The 16,027-nt window shown below is 68.8% G+C and carries 13 protein-coding genes and 1 pseudogene; 4 read left to right on the top strand and 10 right to left on the bottom strand.

Features of this window, described 5'->3' with window-relative positions:
* Nucleotides 1–161 precede the first annotated feature (161 nt).
* From ACRWNM_RS04225 to ACRWNM_RS04215, 3 genes and pseudogenes are all read right to left on the bottom strand, one after another.
* Nucleotides 162–1,106, bottom strand: a pseudogene (locus tag ACRWNM_RS04225) (ABC transporter permease); the annotation flags it as partial.
* Entirely contained in the window at nucleotides 1,106–2,116 is a 1,011-nt protein-coding gene (locus ACRWNM_RS04220; protein WP_431964511.1) for an ABC transporter permease, read from the bottom strand. The gene ACRWNM_RS04220 and the pseudogene ACRWNM_RS04225, both read right to left, overlap by 1 nt.
* A 95-nt stretch (nucleotides 2,117–2,211) precedes the next feature.
* Nucleotides 2,212–3,828 (bottom strand): ABC transporter substrate-binding protein, encoded by a 1,617-nt coding sequence (locus tag ACRWNM_RS04215; RefSeq protein ID WP_431964509.1) that lies wholly within the window; start codon nucleotides 3,826–3,828, stop codon nucleotides 2,212–2,214.
* Between the two features lie 340 nt (nucleotides 3,829–4,168).
* Here ACRWNM_RS04215 and ACRWNM_RS04210 point away from each other — a divergent pair, with 340 nt between their 5' ends.
* Nucleotides 4,169–4,567 (top strand): hypothetical protein, encoded by a 399-nt coding sequence (locus tag ACRWNM_RS04210; RefSeq protein ID WP_431963685.1) that lies wholly within the window; start codon nucleotides 4,169–4,171, stop codon nucleotides 4,565–4,567.
* Between the two features lie 7 nt (nucleotides 4,568–4,574).
* Here the strand turns inward: ACRWNM_RS04210 and purF are convergent, their stop codons facing one another.
* On the bottom strand, nucleotides 4,575–6,155 hold the full coding sequence (purF, locus tag ACRWNM_RS04205; protein ID WP_431963683.1) for an amidophosphoribosyltransferase: 1,581 nt from the start codon (nucleotides 6,153–6,155) through the stop codon (nucleotides 4,575–4,577).
* A gap of 214 nt (nucleotides 6,156–6,369) precedes the next feature.
* Here purF and ACRWNM_RS04200 point away from each other — a divergent pair, with 214 nt between their 5' ends.
* The gene (locus ACRWNM_RS04200; protein WP_431963681.1) at nucleotides 6,370–7,641 is read left to right on the top strand and encodes a YhgE/Pip domain-containing protein; all 1,272 of its coding nucleotides are present in this window, start codon (nucleotides 6,370–6,372) and stop codon (nucleotides 7,639–7,641) included.
* A 77-nt stretch (nucleotides 7,642–7,718) separates the two neighbouring features.
* Here ACRWNM_RS04200 and ACRWNM_RS04195 read toward each other — a convergent pair whose 3' ends face one another.
* The 4 genes from ACRWNM_RS04195 to ACRWNM_RS04180 form a co-directional block, all read right to left on the bottom strand.
* Nucleotides 7,719–8,111, bottom strand: a complete 393-nt coding sequence (locus ACRWNM_RS04195) for a sterol carrier family protein (protein WP_431963679.1) — start codon at nucleotides 8,109–8,111, stop codon at nucleotides 7,719–7,721.
* Nucleotides 8,112–8,243: 132 nt separating this feature from the next.
* Nucleotides 8,244–8,660: a PPOX class F420-dependent oxidoreductase gene (locus ACRWNM_RS04190; protein WP_431963677.1), complete on the bottom strand. Its 417-nt coding sequence runs from the start codon at nucleotides 8,658–8,660 to the stop codon at nucleotides 8,244–8,246.
* A 72-nt stretch (nucleotides 8,661–8,732) separates the two neighbouring features.
* Nucleotides 8,733–9,353: a CPBP family intramembrane glutamic endopeptidase gene (locus ACRWNM_RS04185; protein ID WP_431963675.1), complete on the bottom strand. Its 621-nt coding sequence runs from the start codon at nucleotides 9,351–9,353 to the stop codon at nucleotides 8,733–8,735.
* An 11-nt stretch (nucleotides 9,354–9,364) separates the two neighbouring features.
* Entirely contained in the window at nucleotides 9,365–11,098 is a 1,734-nt protein-coding gene (locus tag ACRWNM_RS04180; protein ID WP_431963673.1) for an alpha/beta hydrolase, read from the bottom strand.
* A gap of 127 nt (nucleotides 11,099–11,225) precedes the next feature.
* Between ACRWNM_RS04180 and ACRWNM_RS04175 the strand changes: the two genes are divergently transcribed.
* On the top strand, nucleotides 11,226–11,513 hold the full coding sequence (locus ACRWNM_RS04175; RefSeq protein WP_431963671.1) for a YiaA/YiaB family inner membrane protein: 288 nt from the start codon (nucleotides 11,226–11,228) through the stop codon (nucleotides 11,511–11,513).
* A 73-nt stretch (nucleotides 11,514–11,586) separates the two neighbouring features.
* On the opposite strand, the gene ACRWNM_RS04170 is transcribed toward ACRWNM_RS04175, so the two are convergent.
* Nucleotides 11,587–11,835 (bottom strand): alpha/beta-hydrolase family protein, encoded by a 249-nt coding sequence (locus tag ACRWNM_RS04170; protein WP_431964507.1) that lies wholly within the window; start codon nucleotides 11,833–11,835, stop codon nucleotides 11,587–11,589.
* 27 nt (nucleotides 11,836–11,862) lie between these two features.
* Nucleotides 11,863–14,157, bottom strand: a complete 2,295-nt coding sequence (gene purL, locus ACRWNM_RS04165) for a phosphoribosylformylglycinamidine synthase subunit PurL (protein ID WP_431963669.1) — start codon at nucleotides 14,155–14,157, stop codon at nucleotides 11,863–11,865.
* Between the two features lie 387 nt (nucleotides 14,158–14,544).
* On the opposite strand from purL, the gene ACRWNM_RS04160 reads away from it, so the two are divergent.
* Entirely contained in the window at nucleotides 14,545–15,876 is a 1,332-nt protein-coding gene (locus ACRWNM_RS04160; RefSeq protein ID WP_431963667.1) for a glycosyltransferase 87 family protein, read from the top strand.
* Nucleotides 15,877–16,027 lie beyond the last annotated feature (151 nt).

Raw genomic sequence — 16,027 nt, 5'->3', positions numbered from 1 at the left:
CCGTCATCGTCCGCCGCGGGTTCGCCTCCACCGTCCGGCTTCGTCCGACCGCCTGCACCGGTCGACCGCTCGGCACCGGCGCCGTCCTCCTCGACCGGCATCTCCGGTTCTCCGGTCGCGCCGATCACCACGTCGCTGCCCACCGCCACCGGCACGGCGGTACGCCGGGTGCGCAACAGTGGGTTGAGCACCTCGTTGAGGCTCTCGCCGACGAGCGTCATCCCGAGCACGACCAGCACGATGGCGGTGCCGGGAAACACCGCCGTCCACCAGATCCCGTTGGACACCGCGGCCAGCGACTTGTTCAGGTCGAATCCCCACTCCGCGGCCTGGGTGGACTCGATGCCGAAGCCGAGGAAGCCGAGCCCGGCCAGCGTCAGGATGGCCTCGGCCCCGTTGAGGGTGACGATCACCGGCAGCGACTGGGTGACGTTGGCGAGGATGTGCCGGAACAGAATCCGCGCCGTCGACGCGCCGGTGACCCGCGCGGCGTCCACATAAGGCTCCTGCTTCACCGCCACGGTCGCGTTGCGCACCACCCGGAAGTACTGCGGCACGAAGATGGTCGTGATCGCCACGGCCGCGGAGAGCACGCCGCCGAACCCGCTGGACTCCCCGCCCGACACCACGATGGACACCACGATCGCCAGCAGCAGCGTCGGGAACGCGTACAGCGCGTCCATGACGGTCACCAGCACCCGGTCCACCCAGCGCCCCACGTACCCGGACACCAGGCCCAGCGGCACACCGACGAACAGCGAGAGCACGAGCGACACCACGATCACCCACAGCGCCGTCCGCGCGCCGTAGAGCACCCTGGAGTACACGTCCTCCTGCGCGACGGTGGTACCGAACCAGTGCTGCGCCGAAGGCGGCTGGTACTGGCCGAAACTCACGCCGTCCTGGGCGGTCTGCGCCAACCCGTATGGCGCGAGCAGCGGCGCGAAGACCGCGACGAAGAGGAATCCCGCGATCGACACCAGGCCCATGATCAGCGTGACGCGCTGCATGCCCGCGGTCATCGAGAACAATCGAAGGCCGGGCAGACCCCGCCGCCCCGGCGGGAGCGCGGCGACCGGTTCGGTCACCAGTTCCGGAGCGGTCATCAGAACCTCACCCTCGGATCGATCAGCGCGACAAGGGCATCCACCACGAAGCTCATCACGGCGACGACCAGCGCGATGAACGCGACGATGCCCTGCACCGCCATGAAGTCGCGAGCCTTGAGGTACTCGGCGAGCTCGAAGCCGAGTCCCTTCCATTCGAAGGTCATCTCGGTGAGCACCGCGCCGCCGAGCATCATGGCGATGTACATGCCCATCACCGTGACGATCGGGATCATGGCGTTGCGCACGGCATGCCGGCCGGTGACCACCCGGGCGGACAGGCCGCGGGCCCGTGCCGCGTCCACGTAGTCGCTGCGCAGGGTCTGGATCAAGTTGATCCGCACCAGCCGCAGGAACACGCCCGCGGTCAGCAAGCCGAGCGCGATGGCGGGCAGCACGGCGTGTTTCAGCACGTCGATCAGATAGGCGTTGTCGCCGTAGAGGATCGCGTCGACCACCATGATGTTGGTCTTCGGCGAGACGTGCTGCAGCCGCAATTCCACGTCGGCGCTGGCCCGTCCGGAGACCGGCAGCCAGCCGAGCCGTACCGCGAACAACAGCTTGAGCAGCAGCCCGACGAAGAACACCGGCGCCGCGTAGGCCAGGATCGCGAACAGCCGCAGGGTGGCGTCGCGCGCCGAATCCCGGTGTGTCGCGGCGTATCTACCGAGCGGGACGCCGATCGCGAAGGCGACGAGCAGCGCCCAGCAGACCAGCTCGAGTGTCGCCGCGCCGCGGGTGGCGATGATGTCGGCGACCATCCGGTGGTCCTGGGTCTGCCCGAAATCACCGCGAGCCAGGCCGGACAGATACTCCCAGTACTGCACCAGGATCGGCCGGTTCAGGCCCGCCGCCGCCCGCCGCTGCTCGATCTGGTCCGGCGGGAGCCGCCCGCCCAGCGATGCCTCGATGGGATCGCCGATCACCCGCATCAGGAAGAACACCGCGGTCACCAGGATCCAGGCCGTCACCGGGATCAGCAGCAACCGCACTCCCAGGTACCTGGCCAGGGCGAGCCCGCGGGAATCCCCGCCCGCCGCCCGGCGCGGCAGCGCGAACCGCCGGGCCCGCGGCGCGATCGCCGCGGGCCCGGTCCCCTCCGAAGTCACTTGCTGAGCACCGTGTAGCGGAACTTGAACGACAGATCCAGCGTCTGCTCCATCCCCTGCACGCCGCTGGCCGCCACGCCGATCTGCTTGCCGGACAACAGCGGAACGATCGGCAAGAAGTTCTGCGCCAGATCGCGCTGCACCTGCTGAATCTGCTGGAGCCTGCGATCCCGGTCCGGCTGGGTCGCCTCACCGACCAGTTGCGCGGTGATGCCGGGATTCTCGAAATGCGATTGCAGGAAGTTGTTGGGCCCGAAGAACGGCGAGAGGTAGTTGTCCGGGTCCGGGAAGTCGGGGAACCAGCCGAACTGGAACAGCGGATACGCGTCGCGCGCCCGTTCCCGTTGGTAGCTGACCCATTCCGTGGACTGGAGGTTCACCCGGAACAGGCCGGTGCCCTCCAGTTGCGCCTTGATCGCTTTGTATTCCTCGGTGCTGCTGGAGCCGTAGTGGTCGGGGTTGTACTGGAGGTTGAGCTCCACCGGTGTCGCCACGCCCGCGTCGGCGAGCAACTTCGCGGCCGCGTCCTTGTTCGGGCCCGCGCCGTAGATCTCCTTGAACGGTTCGGCCGCGCCCGGAATGCCCTGCGGTACGGACGAATACGCCGGGAGATAGGTGTCCTTGTAGACGTCGCGCGCCAGCGCGGCCCGGTCGACCGACGACGCGACGGCCTTACGCACCGCCAGCTTCTGCTCCGGCGTACCGCCGGGCATGGTGTTCATGTTGAAGACGATGTAGCGCAACTCGCCGCCGGGACCGTCCAGCACCTTGACCTTGTCCGAGGCACGCAAGCCCTCGATGTCGGTGGGCGTCAGCGAGCGGTACCCCGCGTCGATCGCGCCGCTCTGCAGGTCCAGCTTCAGGTTGTCGGTGGTGGCGTAGTACTTCGCCGAGATGCGCGGGGTCTTCGGGGTGCCGAGGATGCCGCGGTAATCCGGATTCGCCTGGTATTCCACCAGTTTGTTCTTGTCGTAGCTGGTGATCGTGAACGGGCCGGAGTAGCCCTTGGCGCGCACCACGTCCTCGTCGGCCATCACCTTGTCGGCCGGGAAGACCTGCTCGTCCACGATCGGCCCCGCCTGGGTGGGCAGAATGGCCGGGAAGGTCTGGTCGTTGGGGACCTTCAGCGTGAAAGCGACGGTGCGGTCGTCGACCACGTCCGTCTTCTCCAGGTTGCCCAGCAACGAGGCGGGGCCGTTCGGGTCGTTGATGCCGAGCATGCGGTCGAAGGAGAACTTGACGCTCTTGGCGGTCAACGGGTTTCCGCTGGCGAACTTCAGCCCGGCCTGCAACGTGCAGGTGTACACCGTCGGCGTGGTGAACTCGCACTTCTCGGCCGCGTCCGGTCTCGGGGTGGGATCGCCCGGCGCGAAATTCAGCAGGTACTGGTAGATCTGCGTCTCCGCGACCAGCGATCCGTTGTCGTAGGCGGCGGCCGGATCGAGCGAGAAGATCTTGTCCGTGGTGCCGACGATCAGCCCGGCGCCGTCGCCTCCCTCTCCCGTCCGTCCGGACCCGCAGCCCGCCAGCAGCGACGCCACCAGCGCCGCGAGCCCGACCGCCGCAACGCCTTTCGCTCGTCTCCGCCCGCCCGGCGTCCTCGAAACCCTCATCATCCGGCCCCACTTCTTCGAGCGCGCCGCACCGCGATACCTGGATCACAGGCCCGGTCCGGACGCGGTGAACTTCCGATATAGCTGGCGACCGTACCCACGAACCATTTCCGGCACATTGCGTTTTCAAAGAAAAATCACCGGGCTGCCATCGCGCGTTGCGAGTCGTGCACGGCGACACCGGTAACGACCGGTCAAATGTCCAGAAAAGCGGGGAAACCGAGGTCACAGCGTCTCGAGGAGGCCACGACACGAGCACGGACAGCATTGTGCCGCTACCCATTTCGGATGTTCGCCAAACCGGCGGGCGCATCGGACGTCCGCCGCTATGCTCCCCGGCATGGGGATGGCGGACGACGCACGGGAACTACGTCGCGCCGAGGCCGAGCGGGCGGCGGGCAGGCAGCGCGGGCTCGCGGAGAACCTCGCCGCCGTCACCGCGCTGATCGACGCTCGCATCCCGGACTTCATCGCAGCCGTCGCGGAACTCCGGATCGCCGCCGAGGGCACCCTCCTCGATCGGTACTGGCTGGTCGAGCTGCCGCTCGTGAGCTCGATGCCCGCCGTGCTGAAGGTGCGCAAGAACGGCGCCTGGCAGTTCGTTCGCTACGTCTACGACCACCTGGCACGGATGGACATCCCGACGGTGGACCGCGCACCGGTCTTCACCGCCGTCCCCACCGGCACGGAGCTGGACGCCGCCTTCGCGCGGTGGCTCGCCGACCACCTCCCGCGCTGAACCGGCCTCAGGGCCTGCTCAGCGCGCTCGCGTTCGCGTTCTCGCCGAGCAGCACCGACTCCGGCTGACCGGTCAGCATGCCCTCGAGCAGGTTCTTGCCGATCGAGGCCTCCTGCGGCAGCGGGATCGGGTAGTTGCCGTCGAAGCACGCGCTGCACAGACGGGTGCGCGGCTGCTCGGTCGCGGCGATCATGCCCTCGGTGGAGATGTAGCCGAGGCTGTCGGCGCCGATCGAGCGGCGCACGTTCTCGACCATGTCGTCGTAGCTGTCGTCGGAGCCCGCGCCGTTGGCGATCAGCTCCGCGCGCGAGGCGAAGTCGATGCCGTAGAAGCAGGGCCACTTCACCGGCGGCGAGGCGATCCGCACGTGGATCTCCACCGCGCCCGCCTCGCGCAGCATCCGCACCAGGGCGCGCTGGGTGTTGCCGCGCACGATCGAGTCGTCCACCACGATCAGCCGCTTGCCGCGGATCACCTCACGCAGCGGGTTCAGCTTGAGCCGGATGCCGAGCTGACGAATGGTCTGGCTCGGCTGGATGAAGGTACGGCCCACGTAGGCGTTCTTCATCAGACCCTGCCCGTAAGGCACGCCCGAACCCTGTGCGTAACCGACAGCGGCCGGGGTGCCCGATTCCGGCACCGGGATCACCAGGTCGGCCTCGACCGGATGCTCCTTGGCCAGCCTGCGGCCGATCTCGACACGGGTCGCGTGCACCGAACGGCCCGCGATGGTGGAGTCGGGCCTGGCCAGGTACACGTACTCGAAAACGCAGCCCTTGGGCTCGGGGTTGGCGAAGCGCATCGAACGCACGCCGTCGGCGTCGATCGCCAGCAGTTCGCCCGGTTCGATCTCACGGACGAAGGCCGCGCCGACGATGTCCAGCGCCGCCGTCTCGCTGGCAACGACCCAGCCACGCTCGAGCCTGCCGAGGCAGAGCGGACGCACGCCGTGCGGGTCGCGGGCGGCGTAGAGGGTGTGCTCGTCCATGAAGGTCAGGCAGAAGGCGCCCTTCAGCGTGGGCAGCAGCTTCATGGCCGCCTGCTCGATGCTGGAGTCCGCGGCGGCGTGCGCCAGCAGCGCGGTCATCACGTCGGAGTCGGAGGTCGCGCCGACCGGCTGCGGGCGGCCACCGGAGACCGGGTTGCCGATCAGCCCGAGTTCCCGTGCGCGGCTTGCCAGTTCGGCGGTGTTGACCAGATTGCCGTTGTGTCCCAGCGCGAGTCCGGAACCGACCGCGGTGGTGCGGAAGATCGGCTGCGCGTTCTCCCAGGTCACACCGCCGGTGGTGGAGTAGCGACAGTGGCCGACGGCGATGTGGCCCGGCATGGCGGCCAGCGTCTGCTCGTCGAACACCTGCGACACCAGCCCGAGGTCCTTGAAGACCAAGATCTGCTGACCGTCCGAGACCGCGATGCCCGCCGCCTCCTGGCCACGGTGTTGCAGGGCATAAAGTCCGTAATACGTGAGCTTCGCCACGTCCTCGCTCGGCGCCCAGACACCGAAGACACCACACTCCTCGCGCGGCTCGTTCTCGTCCTCATCGGGGGTGGCTGCGAGGTTGTCGACCGATACTTCGGCGTTGGTCACCGTTTGCTCCCTGTTCGGGCGGGCTGGGGGCACCAGTCATTCTACGGGTGAAAGTTGGAGGGCGATCACGGCCACCGCACCCCGGCAGCAATTCCCGTGTCGATCACCCGAAATCCCAGGGTGACGGCGGTACCGTCCATTCGTGGCGACCACGGACAGCACCAGCGGGACGGATCCGAACGCTCGGCGGCTCGACCGTCGTTCAGTACTGCGCATGGTTGCCTCGCCTGTGGTGGTACTCACTCTGCTGACCACCCTGCTCGGGATCATGTACCTGGACTACGTCATCGATCCCGTGGACAACCTGCACGACTTCCCCATCGCGCTGGTCAACCAGGACGTCGGCGAGACGATGGGCACACCGGGGCAGCAACGACAGGTGAATTTCGGCGAGCAGGTGGCCGACGGGCTGCGCGAGTCCGTGCCCGCAGACCAGATCGATCTGCGGGTCCTCGGGATCACCGAGGCCGAGCGGCAGATGCAGTCCGGCAAGGTCTACGGCGCGATCATCATTCCGAGCGACTTCAGCAAGCGACTCGGCATTCTCGGCGTCGGCAGCGTGGTGCCCGGCGACATCGAACAACCCATCATCACGTTGCAGACCAACCCGCGCATGGGCGCGTACGCCTCCTCGATCGTCGTCCGCGTCGGCGACCAGGCGTTCCCGCAGGTGAACAAGCAGGTCGGCGAGCAGCTGACCCGGCAGGTGCAGTCCCAGCTCACGCCGCCGGAGGGCGGGCAGGCGCCGGCGCTCAGCGGAGCGACCCGCATCGCGCTGGCCAGTCCGCTCCAGCTGATCAGCGAGCAGTACCACCCGCTACCCGGCAACACCGGACAGGGACTGACCGCGTTCTTCTACGCGCTGTTGCTGCTGCTCGCGGGCGTGATCGGTTCCATGACCATCCACACCATGGTCGACGCCGCCCTCGGTTTCGTGCCCACCGAGTACGGCCCGTGGTACGTCCACTTCCCGCCCACCCCGATCTCGCGATTCAAGACCCTGCTGATCAAGTGGGGCGTGATGGTCCTCATGGCGAACGTCGTCTCGCTGATCTATCTGCTGGTGGCCAAGGGGCTCGGCATGCCGATCGACGATCCGCTACCGCTGTTCCTCTACGGCGCGTTCGCAATCATTGCGGTAGGCATCACCGGCCTGTCGATCCTCGCGGCCATCGGCTCGGCGGGACTGCTGGTGAACCTGATCCTGTTCATCGTGCTCGGCCTGCCGTCCTCGGGCGGCACGGTCCCGATCGAGGCGACGCCCAAGTACTTCGGCTGGCTGGCCCATTTCGAGCCGATGCACCAGGTGTTCCTCGCCGTCCGATCGATCCTGTACTTCGACGCCAACTGGGCGACAGGGCTGGGGCGTGGCGTCTGGATGACGCTGATCGGCCTGATAGTCGGGCTCGTTCTCGGGGCGGTCATCACCCGCTACTACGACTACAAGGGCCTACATCGCGGCAGTTCAGCGGCGGTCGCCCAGTAATCGGTCCGGCAGGTGATCAATCGGTCCGGCGGCAATCGTCCGGTCGAAGGCGCGCCCGGCCGCCTGAACGACTGTTCTCACTCGTCTGGTCGCAGGATGGGCAGCCAGTGCGCCACCTCGGGCGCTCTGCTCCCGGAGGCCGTGAGTGCGCCGGAATGCCGCGCGGTCTCGAAGTCGAGCAGGCCGGTGGCGAGCAGCAGCCAGGTGCGCGGGTCGGCCTCCACGACATTGGGCGGAGTGCCGCGGGTGTGGCGGGGGCCCTCGATGCACTGCACCGCGACGAACGGCGGGACCCGCACCTCGACGGAATGGCCCGGCGCGTTGGCGGCCAGCGTGCGCACCGTGGTCCGCACGGCCGCCGCCAGCTCGGGGCGCGCGGGCGCGGCGGCCGTCTCGTCGCGCAGCCAAGCGCTCACCGCGGCCACCGCCGACCGAGTCTCCGCCGGGTCCACCGCCGTTCGTCGTCCCACAGCGCCGAGATTACCGATCGGCGCCGACAGGCTCGCGCTTCAGGAACCCTCGTCGAGGACAGACAGACCATGAGTCACTGATCCGCGTCCGACCGCGAGTCCCGGGCTGCCGCGCGCCGCGACCGGTTCGGATCAGGCCCAAGGTCCGATGCCGCCGACCTTCTCGATGCGGATGCGGGTGAGGACCCCGTCCGGTGCGCCCTCGGGCGGGAAGGGGACTCCGGGCGCCATCGTCTGCGCGAGTTCCTTCAGCAGTTCCGGCGCACCGCCCTCGACGATGCGAGCCGTGCCGGTGACGGTCAGGTACGGCGTCATGACTTCGCCGCGTTCCCTGGAGACGATGGTGAGCGCGACACGGCCGTCACGACGCACGTTGCGGACTTTCTTGTACTCGCCGAGGTGTGCGGTGACGAGCTCGTCGCCCTCGGGAGTCGATTGCAGGGCGACCCAGACCAGGCTGACCTGCGGGCTGCCGTCGGGATTGAGCGTGACCAGCGTGGCGTCGGCACCGGATCCGATCAGTGCGCGCGCGGCGTCATCGAGTTTCACGTGTCGATCCAACACCAATTCGCCTCGTTCATTCCCGTTTTCGCCGTGTGGACGCGCGGCCGATTCGGGGACTTACGGAATAGGCTCGGGGAGCGCTAGGCGGGTCGCGAGCACCCCGCCCGCGTTCATCGCCCAGTGCAGCAGTGCCGGGGCCGTGGTGCTGCCGGTCTTTCGGCGCAGCAGGCCGAGAATCGCGCCGCCCCCGGCGGTGGCCAAAACCGTGGGGGCGATGGGCTGCCCGCCCGCGCGGGCCGGGTGGATGTGCCACAGGCCGAAGGCGGCGGCGCCGAGCACGTGGCCGAGGCGCGCACCGAAAGTGTTGTCCAGCAGCGGTTCCAGAGTGGAACGGAAGATCAGCTCCTCGCTGTAGACCGTGCCGACCGGGATGTGCACGGCGACCCACTCGAGGTCCGACACCTCCTGCCCTACCGGAGCGACGTCGCGCAGCACCTCGCGCAGCGCCGGAATCGCCACGGCCGCACCGTAACCGGCGAGAACCAGTGCTCCGGCGGACGCGCCGACCGCCAGCCCCCGGCCCGACCACCAGTGGGATCGCCCGCCGAACGCGAGCCCGTACCCGGTCGCGAAGCACGCGTTGGCCGCGGTGCGCCCGCGCTGATCGAGCCCGAGCCCTGGCAGCACCCGATTACTCCACAACAGCGCAAATCCGGTGCCGACAATCGCCTTCGACACCGGTCCGAGACTCACTTGGTCTCCCGCTCGAATTCCTCCGCCGCCTCCAGCTGGAACCGAATCCGTTCTGCCAGCTGATCATTCCAACCCGGCGGTGCCGCGACGGCGGCCCAGCCGTCCAGCACCAGACTGCCGTAGCGATGCCCGTGCCCGTCCGAAACGCCTTGGGCGTTGGTGAGATCCGCGGCGACCTGCCAGAAGGTGACGAACGGCGCCCAGCGCATCTGCGAGGACACGTCGGCGCCGCGCGGCTCGGAGAGCCAATCCGGTTGGGAGAAGATCAGATCCGGCGACCACCAGACGATGGGGTCCGAGGGGTGCATGAGGTAGGCGATGCGCGGCGCCCGCCATTCGGTGTCTGGACGCCCCAGATCGGCGGCGTCGTCGGCGAATCGGACCACCAGCCCGTCGGCGTACACTGGCTCCACCTCCCTCGACCCCGGGTCGCGCCGCTGCACGAGCTGCTGCCACAGGCGGTTCGAATTCGGCGGACCGACCCACAGCGCGCCGTCCACCTTGGCGCGCAGATCGGCGAGTCCGTCGAACGCGGCCTCCGACCCCTGTGAACCGAGGCTCTCGCCGTACACGAGCAGCTTGGGCCGCGACTGCGGCGGACGCGCCGACCAGTGCTCGTACACCGCGTCGAAGAGCCCCTTGCCCGCCGCGGCCGCCTTGCCGCGGTCCGCGAGGAACGACAGCGGGCTGGGCAGATACGAGTACTGGGTCGCGACAATGGCGGTGTCGCCGCCGTACATGTACTCGATCGCCCCCACCGCCATCGAATTGACCCAGCCGGTGCCCGTGGTGGTGACCACCACGAGCGCCTTCCGGTCGAAGGCCCCGGTGCGCTCCAGTTCCTGCACCGCGAGCGCGTCCTGGTCCGCCTCGCCGTCGGTCGACTCCAGCCCGACGTAGACCCGGATCGGCTCGCGGGCGGGCTGCCCGGTAACGGCCGCGATGCGGCTCTGCGTCGGCCCGTGCGAGACGAACCAGCGTCCCTCGAAGCCGAGCGTCTCCCATTTCGCCAGCGATGCCGGACTTCCCGAGCGCTCGGATTGCTGCGGCTGCACCGCATTGGCCGAGGTGTGGTCGTTGCGCACGCTGAAGGCCGAGTTGGCGACCGCGAAGAATGCCTCGGTGGCGACACCGTTGAACAGCGTCACCACGAGCACCACGAGCACCAGCGCCCCCGCGGCCGGTGCCAGTTCGCGCGGCACCCGGACCCACCGGTTGAGCTGCCTGGCCAGGAACAGGATGATCTCGCGCACGGTCCGATAGACGGCGACCACCGCGACGCCCACCGCCACGCTCAGCAGTCCGGTGCGCAGGTAGGCCGGGGTCGTGGTGCCCTCCATGCCCATCAGCGCGGTGATCTCGCGCTGCCAGCGGGCCGACTGCACCAGCATCAGGGCGGCCGCCACCGCGGAGGAGAACAGCACCGCGGTCTTCAGCGCGTAGCGCACCCAGATGGGCGGCCCCGGAATCTTCAGCCGCGGCCGCACCCAGAGCCGGAACAGCCACTCGAGCAGGCAGCCGAGGCCGTAGCCGAGCGCCGCGTTGACGCCCGAGATCAGGCCCTGGAACAGCCAGTCCCTCGGTACCAGCGAGGGCGTCACCGACAGTGCGAAGAAGACGGTGGCGACGATCAGGCCGACGTAGTTGAGGTCGATGATGTCCTCGGCGCGCTGCACCACGACGACGCCGCGGGCACGCAGCTTCGTCAGGGTGTCGGCCTTCTCGAGCACTCGAACAGTATGGCTGTCGGCACCGACGGCGGTGCGCGTTGCCCAGGTCACCGCGCGACAATTACCCACCGCGCTCGAGTAGTTGTACGCGGTCGCGCCGGCCGTCCTCCGAGCAGACTCGATATCCATGAGCACACCAAACGCAGCGCCGAAAGCCAGTTCGGCCTACGTCGCGCAGGCCGCGATCGCGTTCGGCATCAGTTTGTTCGGGGCGGGCGTCGGCATCTTCTACCTTCCGCTGGACATCTGGCAGCGCGGCTTCCTCGGAATGACCGTGCTGTTCCTGGTGACCAGCACCTTCACCCTGGCCAAGGTGGTCCGCGACCAGCACGAGGCCAACTCCACCACCAACCGCATCGACGCGGCGCGGATGGAAAAGCTGATGGCCGAACACGATCCGTTCAAGGCCATCTGACCGACGACAGACGCCCACCTGGGCGAGCCCGGCAACGAGGGGTCCGGGCTCGCCCGGGTGGGCGTTCGTCGGTCTACTTCAGCTCGCGCTCGCGGTCGGCGGATTCCTCCAGGTACCGGCGGATCCGGTCGGAGAGTTCCGCCGTCCAGTCCGGCGGTTGGGCGATGGCGACCCAGGCGTCGAGCACCAGCGTGCCGTAGCGATGCCCATGACCGTCGCTGACCCGCTGCCCGTTCGGCAGGTCGGCGGCGACCTGCCAGAACGTGACGATCGGATACCAGCCCGAGGCCGACCACTCGGCCGGCCCCGTCGTGTAGCTCAGAGGTAACTATCCGAGCCTCCGGTGGGGTCAGATCGCGCTGGCTCCGAACAGTTTCGGCAGCGTGCCCTCGTAGGCTTCGCGCAGTTCCGCCATGGTAACCGAGAATTGGCCCTGAACCTCGACGGAATCCGAGCCCTGGTCCACGACACCGATGCGCACCCACGGCAGCTCGCGCGCGTCGCACATCTTGGTGAACCGGGTCTCCTCGGAGCGCGGCACCGCGACGAGCACCCGGCCCGCCGATTCGGAGAACAGCGTGACGAACGGGTCCGCGCCCTCGGGAAGCAGGATGCGGCAACCGGTTTCGCCCGCCAGCGCGGCCTCCACCACGGCCTGCGCGAGACCGCCCTCGGACAGGTCGTGCGCGGCGCTGATCATGCCATCGCGCGAGCCGGAGGTCAGCACCTCGGCGAGCAGCTGCTCGCGGGCGAAGTCGACCTTGGGCGGCTCGCCGCCGAGGTGATCGTGGGCGACCTGCGACCAGATGGAACCGCCGAACTCGTCGCGGGTCTCGCCGAGCAGGATCAGCGTCTCGCCCGGCTCGAGGCCGAGGCCGGTCGGAATGCGCCGGTGCACGTCGTCGATGACGCCGAGCACGCCGACCACCGGCGTCGGCAGGATGGCGTCCTGGCCGGTCTGGTTGTAGAAGCTGACGTTGCCGCCGGTGACCGGAATGCCAAGCGCCACACAGCCGTCCGCGAGACCGCGCACGGCCTGCTGGAACTGCCACATCACGCCAGGGTCCTCCGGCGAGCCGAAGTTGAGGCAGTTGGTGACGGCCTTCGGGGTCGCGCCGGTGGTGGCGACGTTGCGGAAGGCCTCGGCCAGCGCGAGCTGCGCGCCGGTGTACGGGTCCAGCTTGGTGTAGCGGCCGGAGGCATCGGTGGCCAGCGCGATGCCGCGGCCGGTCTCCTCGTCGATCCGGATGACGCCCGCGTCGGCGTGCTCGGCGAGCACGGTGTTACCGCGTACGTAGCGGTCGTACTGCTCGGTGATCCACTTGCGGCTGCACAGCTGCGGGCTGGAGATCATCTGCAGCAGGGTCGCGCGCAATTCCTCCGCGGTCTTGGGACGCGACAGCTTGTCCGGGGTGTCGGCGATCAGCGCGTCCTGGTAGTCCGGGCGCTGCACCGGGCGCTCGTACACCGGGCCCTCGTGCGCGACCGTGCGCGGCGGCACGTCGACCACGGTCTCGCCGTGCCAGGTGACCACGAGGCGGTCGCCGTCGGTGACCTCACCGATGACGGTGGCGAGCACGTCCCACTTGTGGCACACCGCCATGAACGCTTCCACGTTCTCGGGGGTGACCACGGCGCACATGCGCTCCTGGGATTCGCTGGAGAGGATCTCCGCAGGCGTCATGTTGGCCGCACGCAGCGGCACCTTGGTCAGGTCGATGTGCATGCCGCCGTCGCCCGCGGCCGCGAGTTCGGAGGTGGCGCAGGACAGCCCGGCGCCGCCGAGGTCCTGGATGCCGACGACCAGCTTGGCCGCGTACAGCTCGAGACAGCACTCGATGAGCACCTTCTCGGTGAACGGGTCGCCCACCTGCACGCTGGGCAGCTTCTTGCGACCCGCGCCGGACTCGTCACCGGAGAAGGTGTCGGAGGCCAGCACGGACACGCCGCCGATGCCGTCCAGGCCGGTGCGCGCGCCGAAGAGGATGATCTTGTTGCCGGTGCCGGAGGCGAAGGCCAGGTGCAGGTCCTCGACCCGCATCACGCCGGCGCACAGCGCGTTGACCAGTGGGTTGCCCTGGTAGGAGGCGTCGAAGACGGTCTCGCCGCCGACATTGGGCAGACCGAGCGAGTTGCCGTAGCCGCCGACGCCGCGCACCACGCCGTCCACCACGCGCCGGGTGTCCGCCGCGTCCGCCGCGCCGAACCGCAGCTGGTCCATCACCGCGATCGGGCGCGCGCCCATCGCCATGATGTCGCGCACGATGCCGCCGACGCCGGTGGCCGCGCCCTGGTACGGCTCGACGTAGGAGGGGTGGTTGTGGCTCTCCACCTTGAAGGTGACCGCCCAGCCGTCGCCCACGTCGACGACGCCCGCGTTCTCGCCGATGCCCGCGAGCATGGACTCGCGCATCTGGTCGGTGGTGGTCTGGCCGAAGTAGCGCAGGTGCACCTTGGACGATTTGTAGGAGCAGTGCTCGCTCCACATCACCGAGTACATCGCCAGCTCGGCGTCGGTGGGCCGACGGCCGAGGATCTCCTTGATGCGGGCGTACTCGTCGTCCTTGAGACCAAGCTCTTTGTACGGTTGCGCCACATCGGGGGTTGCTGCGGCTGCACTGACGGTGTCGACCTGCGGAGTCACGGAGTACCAGGGTCCTTTCGGCCGGGCCTTGGGGGTCGGCGAGCCGGCGGAGCCGGCGGGGTGGGTGAGCACGGGCGTCGGCAGCGACGAGCGTTGTCACTGGTTGCGGCGAGATGCCTGGCACTCAGTCTAGAGGGCGGGTGGCGCGGTCACGCAGGTGAGGGGCGCGGCCGCGGTGACGGCGCGGATTGCCGACGGTGACGCCGTGCAGCGCTCCGATCCGAGTGTGGTCTCGATCATGGTCGCTGGGTCGTTGCCCGAGACCGTCGCGTCTCGATCCGAGCCGCCGATTCCCCTGTCAGCGGGCGAGATCGGCGGGCGGTCCTCGCGGGTTGCGGCGTCCGGGGCGACCCGGAGACCGCCCCACCCCCCGGATACTCTGTCGGAGTGAGTGAACGATCGGGGGTCGCGAATTCGGCCGAGCAGCAGGCTGCCACGGAGGATGTGCGCCCCGGCGTCGCGAATGTCGCGACCGAGTCGTCGCCGCGGTCGCCGATGTCGTCCACGCAGATGCGCTGGCTGGCCGCCGCGTTCGGACTGTTCCTGATCTCGGCGGTGGTCTCGCTGCTCGTCCACTGGTGGAACGGGTACATCGATCTCCAGGTCTATCGCAACGGCGCGCGGGTGTGGCTGGACGGTGGCGAGCTGTACGGCCCGATGCCGCCGGTGTTCGGCATCGGCCTTCCGTTCACCTATCCCCCGCTGGCCGCGCTGTTCTTCGCGCCGCTGGCGCTGATGCCGTTGGTGCTGGCCGAGGTGCTGGTGCTCGCCACCTCGATCGCCGCCCTCGGCATCACGCTGTGGCTGGTACTGGCCAGGATCCGGCCGGAACTCGACCGGTTGGCCGTGCTGCCCTTGGTGATCGCCGCCGTCGCGGCGGTGGGCTTCCTCGAGCCGGTGCGTCAGACCTACGGCTTCGGCCAGATCAATCTGGTGCTGATGGCCGCCATCGCGCTGGACTGCCTGGTGCGCAAGCCATTCTGGCCGCGCGGCATGCTCATCGGAATCGCGGTGTCGGTCAAGCTGATTCCCGCGGGCTATCTGTTGTACTTCCTGCTGCGCAAGGATTGGAAAGCGGCGGGCACGCTGGTGGTGTCGGCGATCGGCGCGGTCGGCCTCGGATTCCTGCTGTTCCCGCGCGATTCCGTGGAGTACTGGTTCAACACGCTGGCCGACACCGGCCGCATCGGCCCGCCCTACTTCGCGGGCAACCAGTCGCTCAAGGGCATGGCCTTCCGGCTCGGCGTCTCCGATTCGGCGGCCACGCTGATCTGGATCACGCTCTCGCTGGTGACGATCGCGCTGGCCGCGATCTGGATGCACCGGCTCATCGAGGCGGGGGCCACCGTGGCGGCGCTGCTGGTGAATGCTGCTGCGGTGCTGCTGGTCTCACCGGTCTCGTGGTCGCACCACTGGGTCTGGGTGGCGCCCGCGCTCGTCGTGGCCGCCGACGCCATCGTGCGAGTTCGCGAGGGCCGCGCGCGAACTCCGCGCGGACGGTTGTTCGTCGCGACGGTCGTCGGCTTCACCGTGCTGTTCCTGATCGGCCCGCACTGGCTGCTGCCGCATTCGAAGGACCGGGAACTCGACTGGGACTGGTGGCAGCAGATCATCGGAAGCAGCTACGTCCTCGCGACGTTCGCGGTGTTCGTCGTCGCGGTCGCCACCTACCGCCCCGTCACGAAACCCTCGCCCGAACCCGCTCCGGTCACAGCCTGACCCACCTCACGCGGCGCGGAGTCGGCCGAGGTGCAACAGCCCGCCGCCAGTCGATTCCCGACCGGTCCGAACGCTTGCGCAACGCCCCTTCTCACGGTTCCAGATAGAGACGTTCGTTCGGCAGCCGCGGGTACTGCCCGGCGTGACCACA

It is taken from the genome of Nocardia sp. bgisy134 (assembly GCF_965341865.1).
Taxonomy (GTDB): domain Bacteria; phylum Actinomycetota; class Actinomycetes; order Mycobacteriales; family Mycobacteriaceae; genus Nocardia.
The sequence above is the reverse complement of the archived record's forward strand: the minus strand, read 5'-3'. Positions and strand labels throughout refer to the sequence as shown.

What these genes read in the sequence shown, in the direction of transcription:
- ACRWNM_RS04210 (WP_431963685.1), top strand. Translation starts at nt 4,169, where the DNA reads ATGGGGATGGCGGACGACGCACGGGAACTACGTCGCGCCGAGGCCGAG.
- ACRWNM_RS04215 (WP_431964509.1), bottom strand. Translation starts at nt 3,828, where the DNA reads ATGAGGGTTTCGAGGACGCCGGGCGGGCGGAGACGAGCGAAAGGCGTT.
- ACRWNM_RS04175 (WP_431963671.1), top strand. Translation starts at nt 11,226, where the DNA reads ATGAGCACACCAAACGCAGCGCCGAAAGCCAGTTCGGCCTACGTCGCG.
- ACRWNM_RS04200 (WP_431963681.1), top strand. Translation starts at nt 6,370, where the DNA reads ATGGTTGCCTCGCCTGTGGTGGTACTCACTCTGCTGACCACCCTGCTC.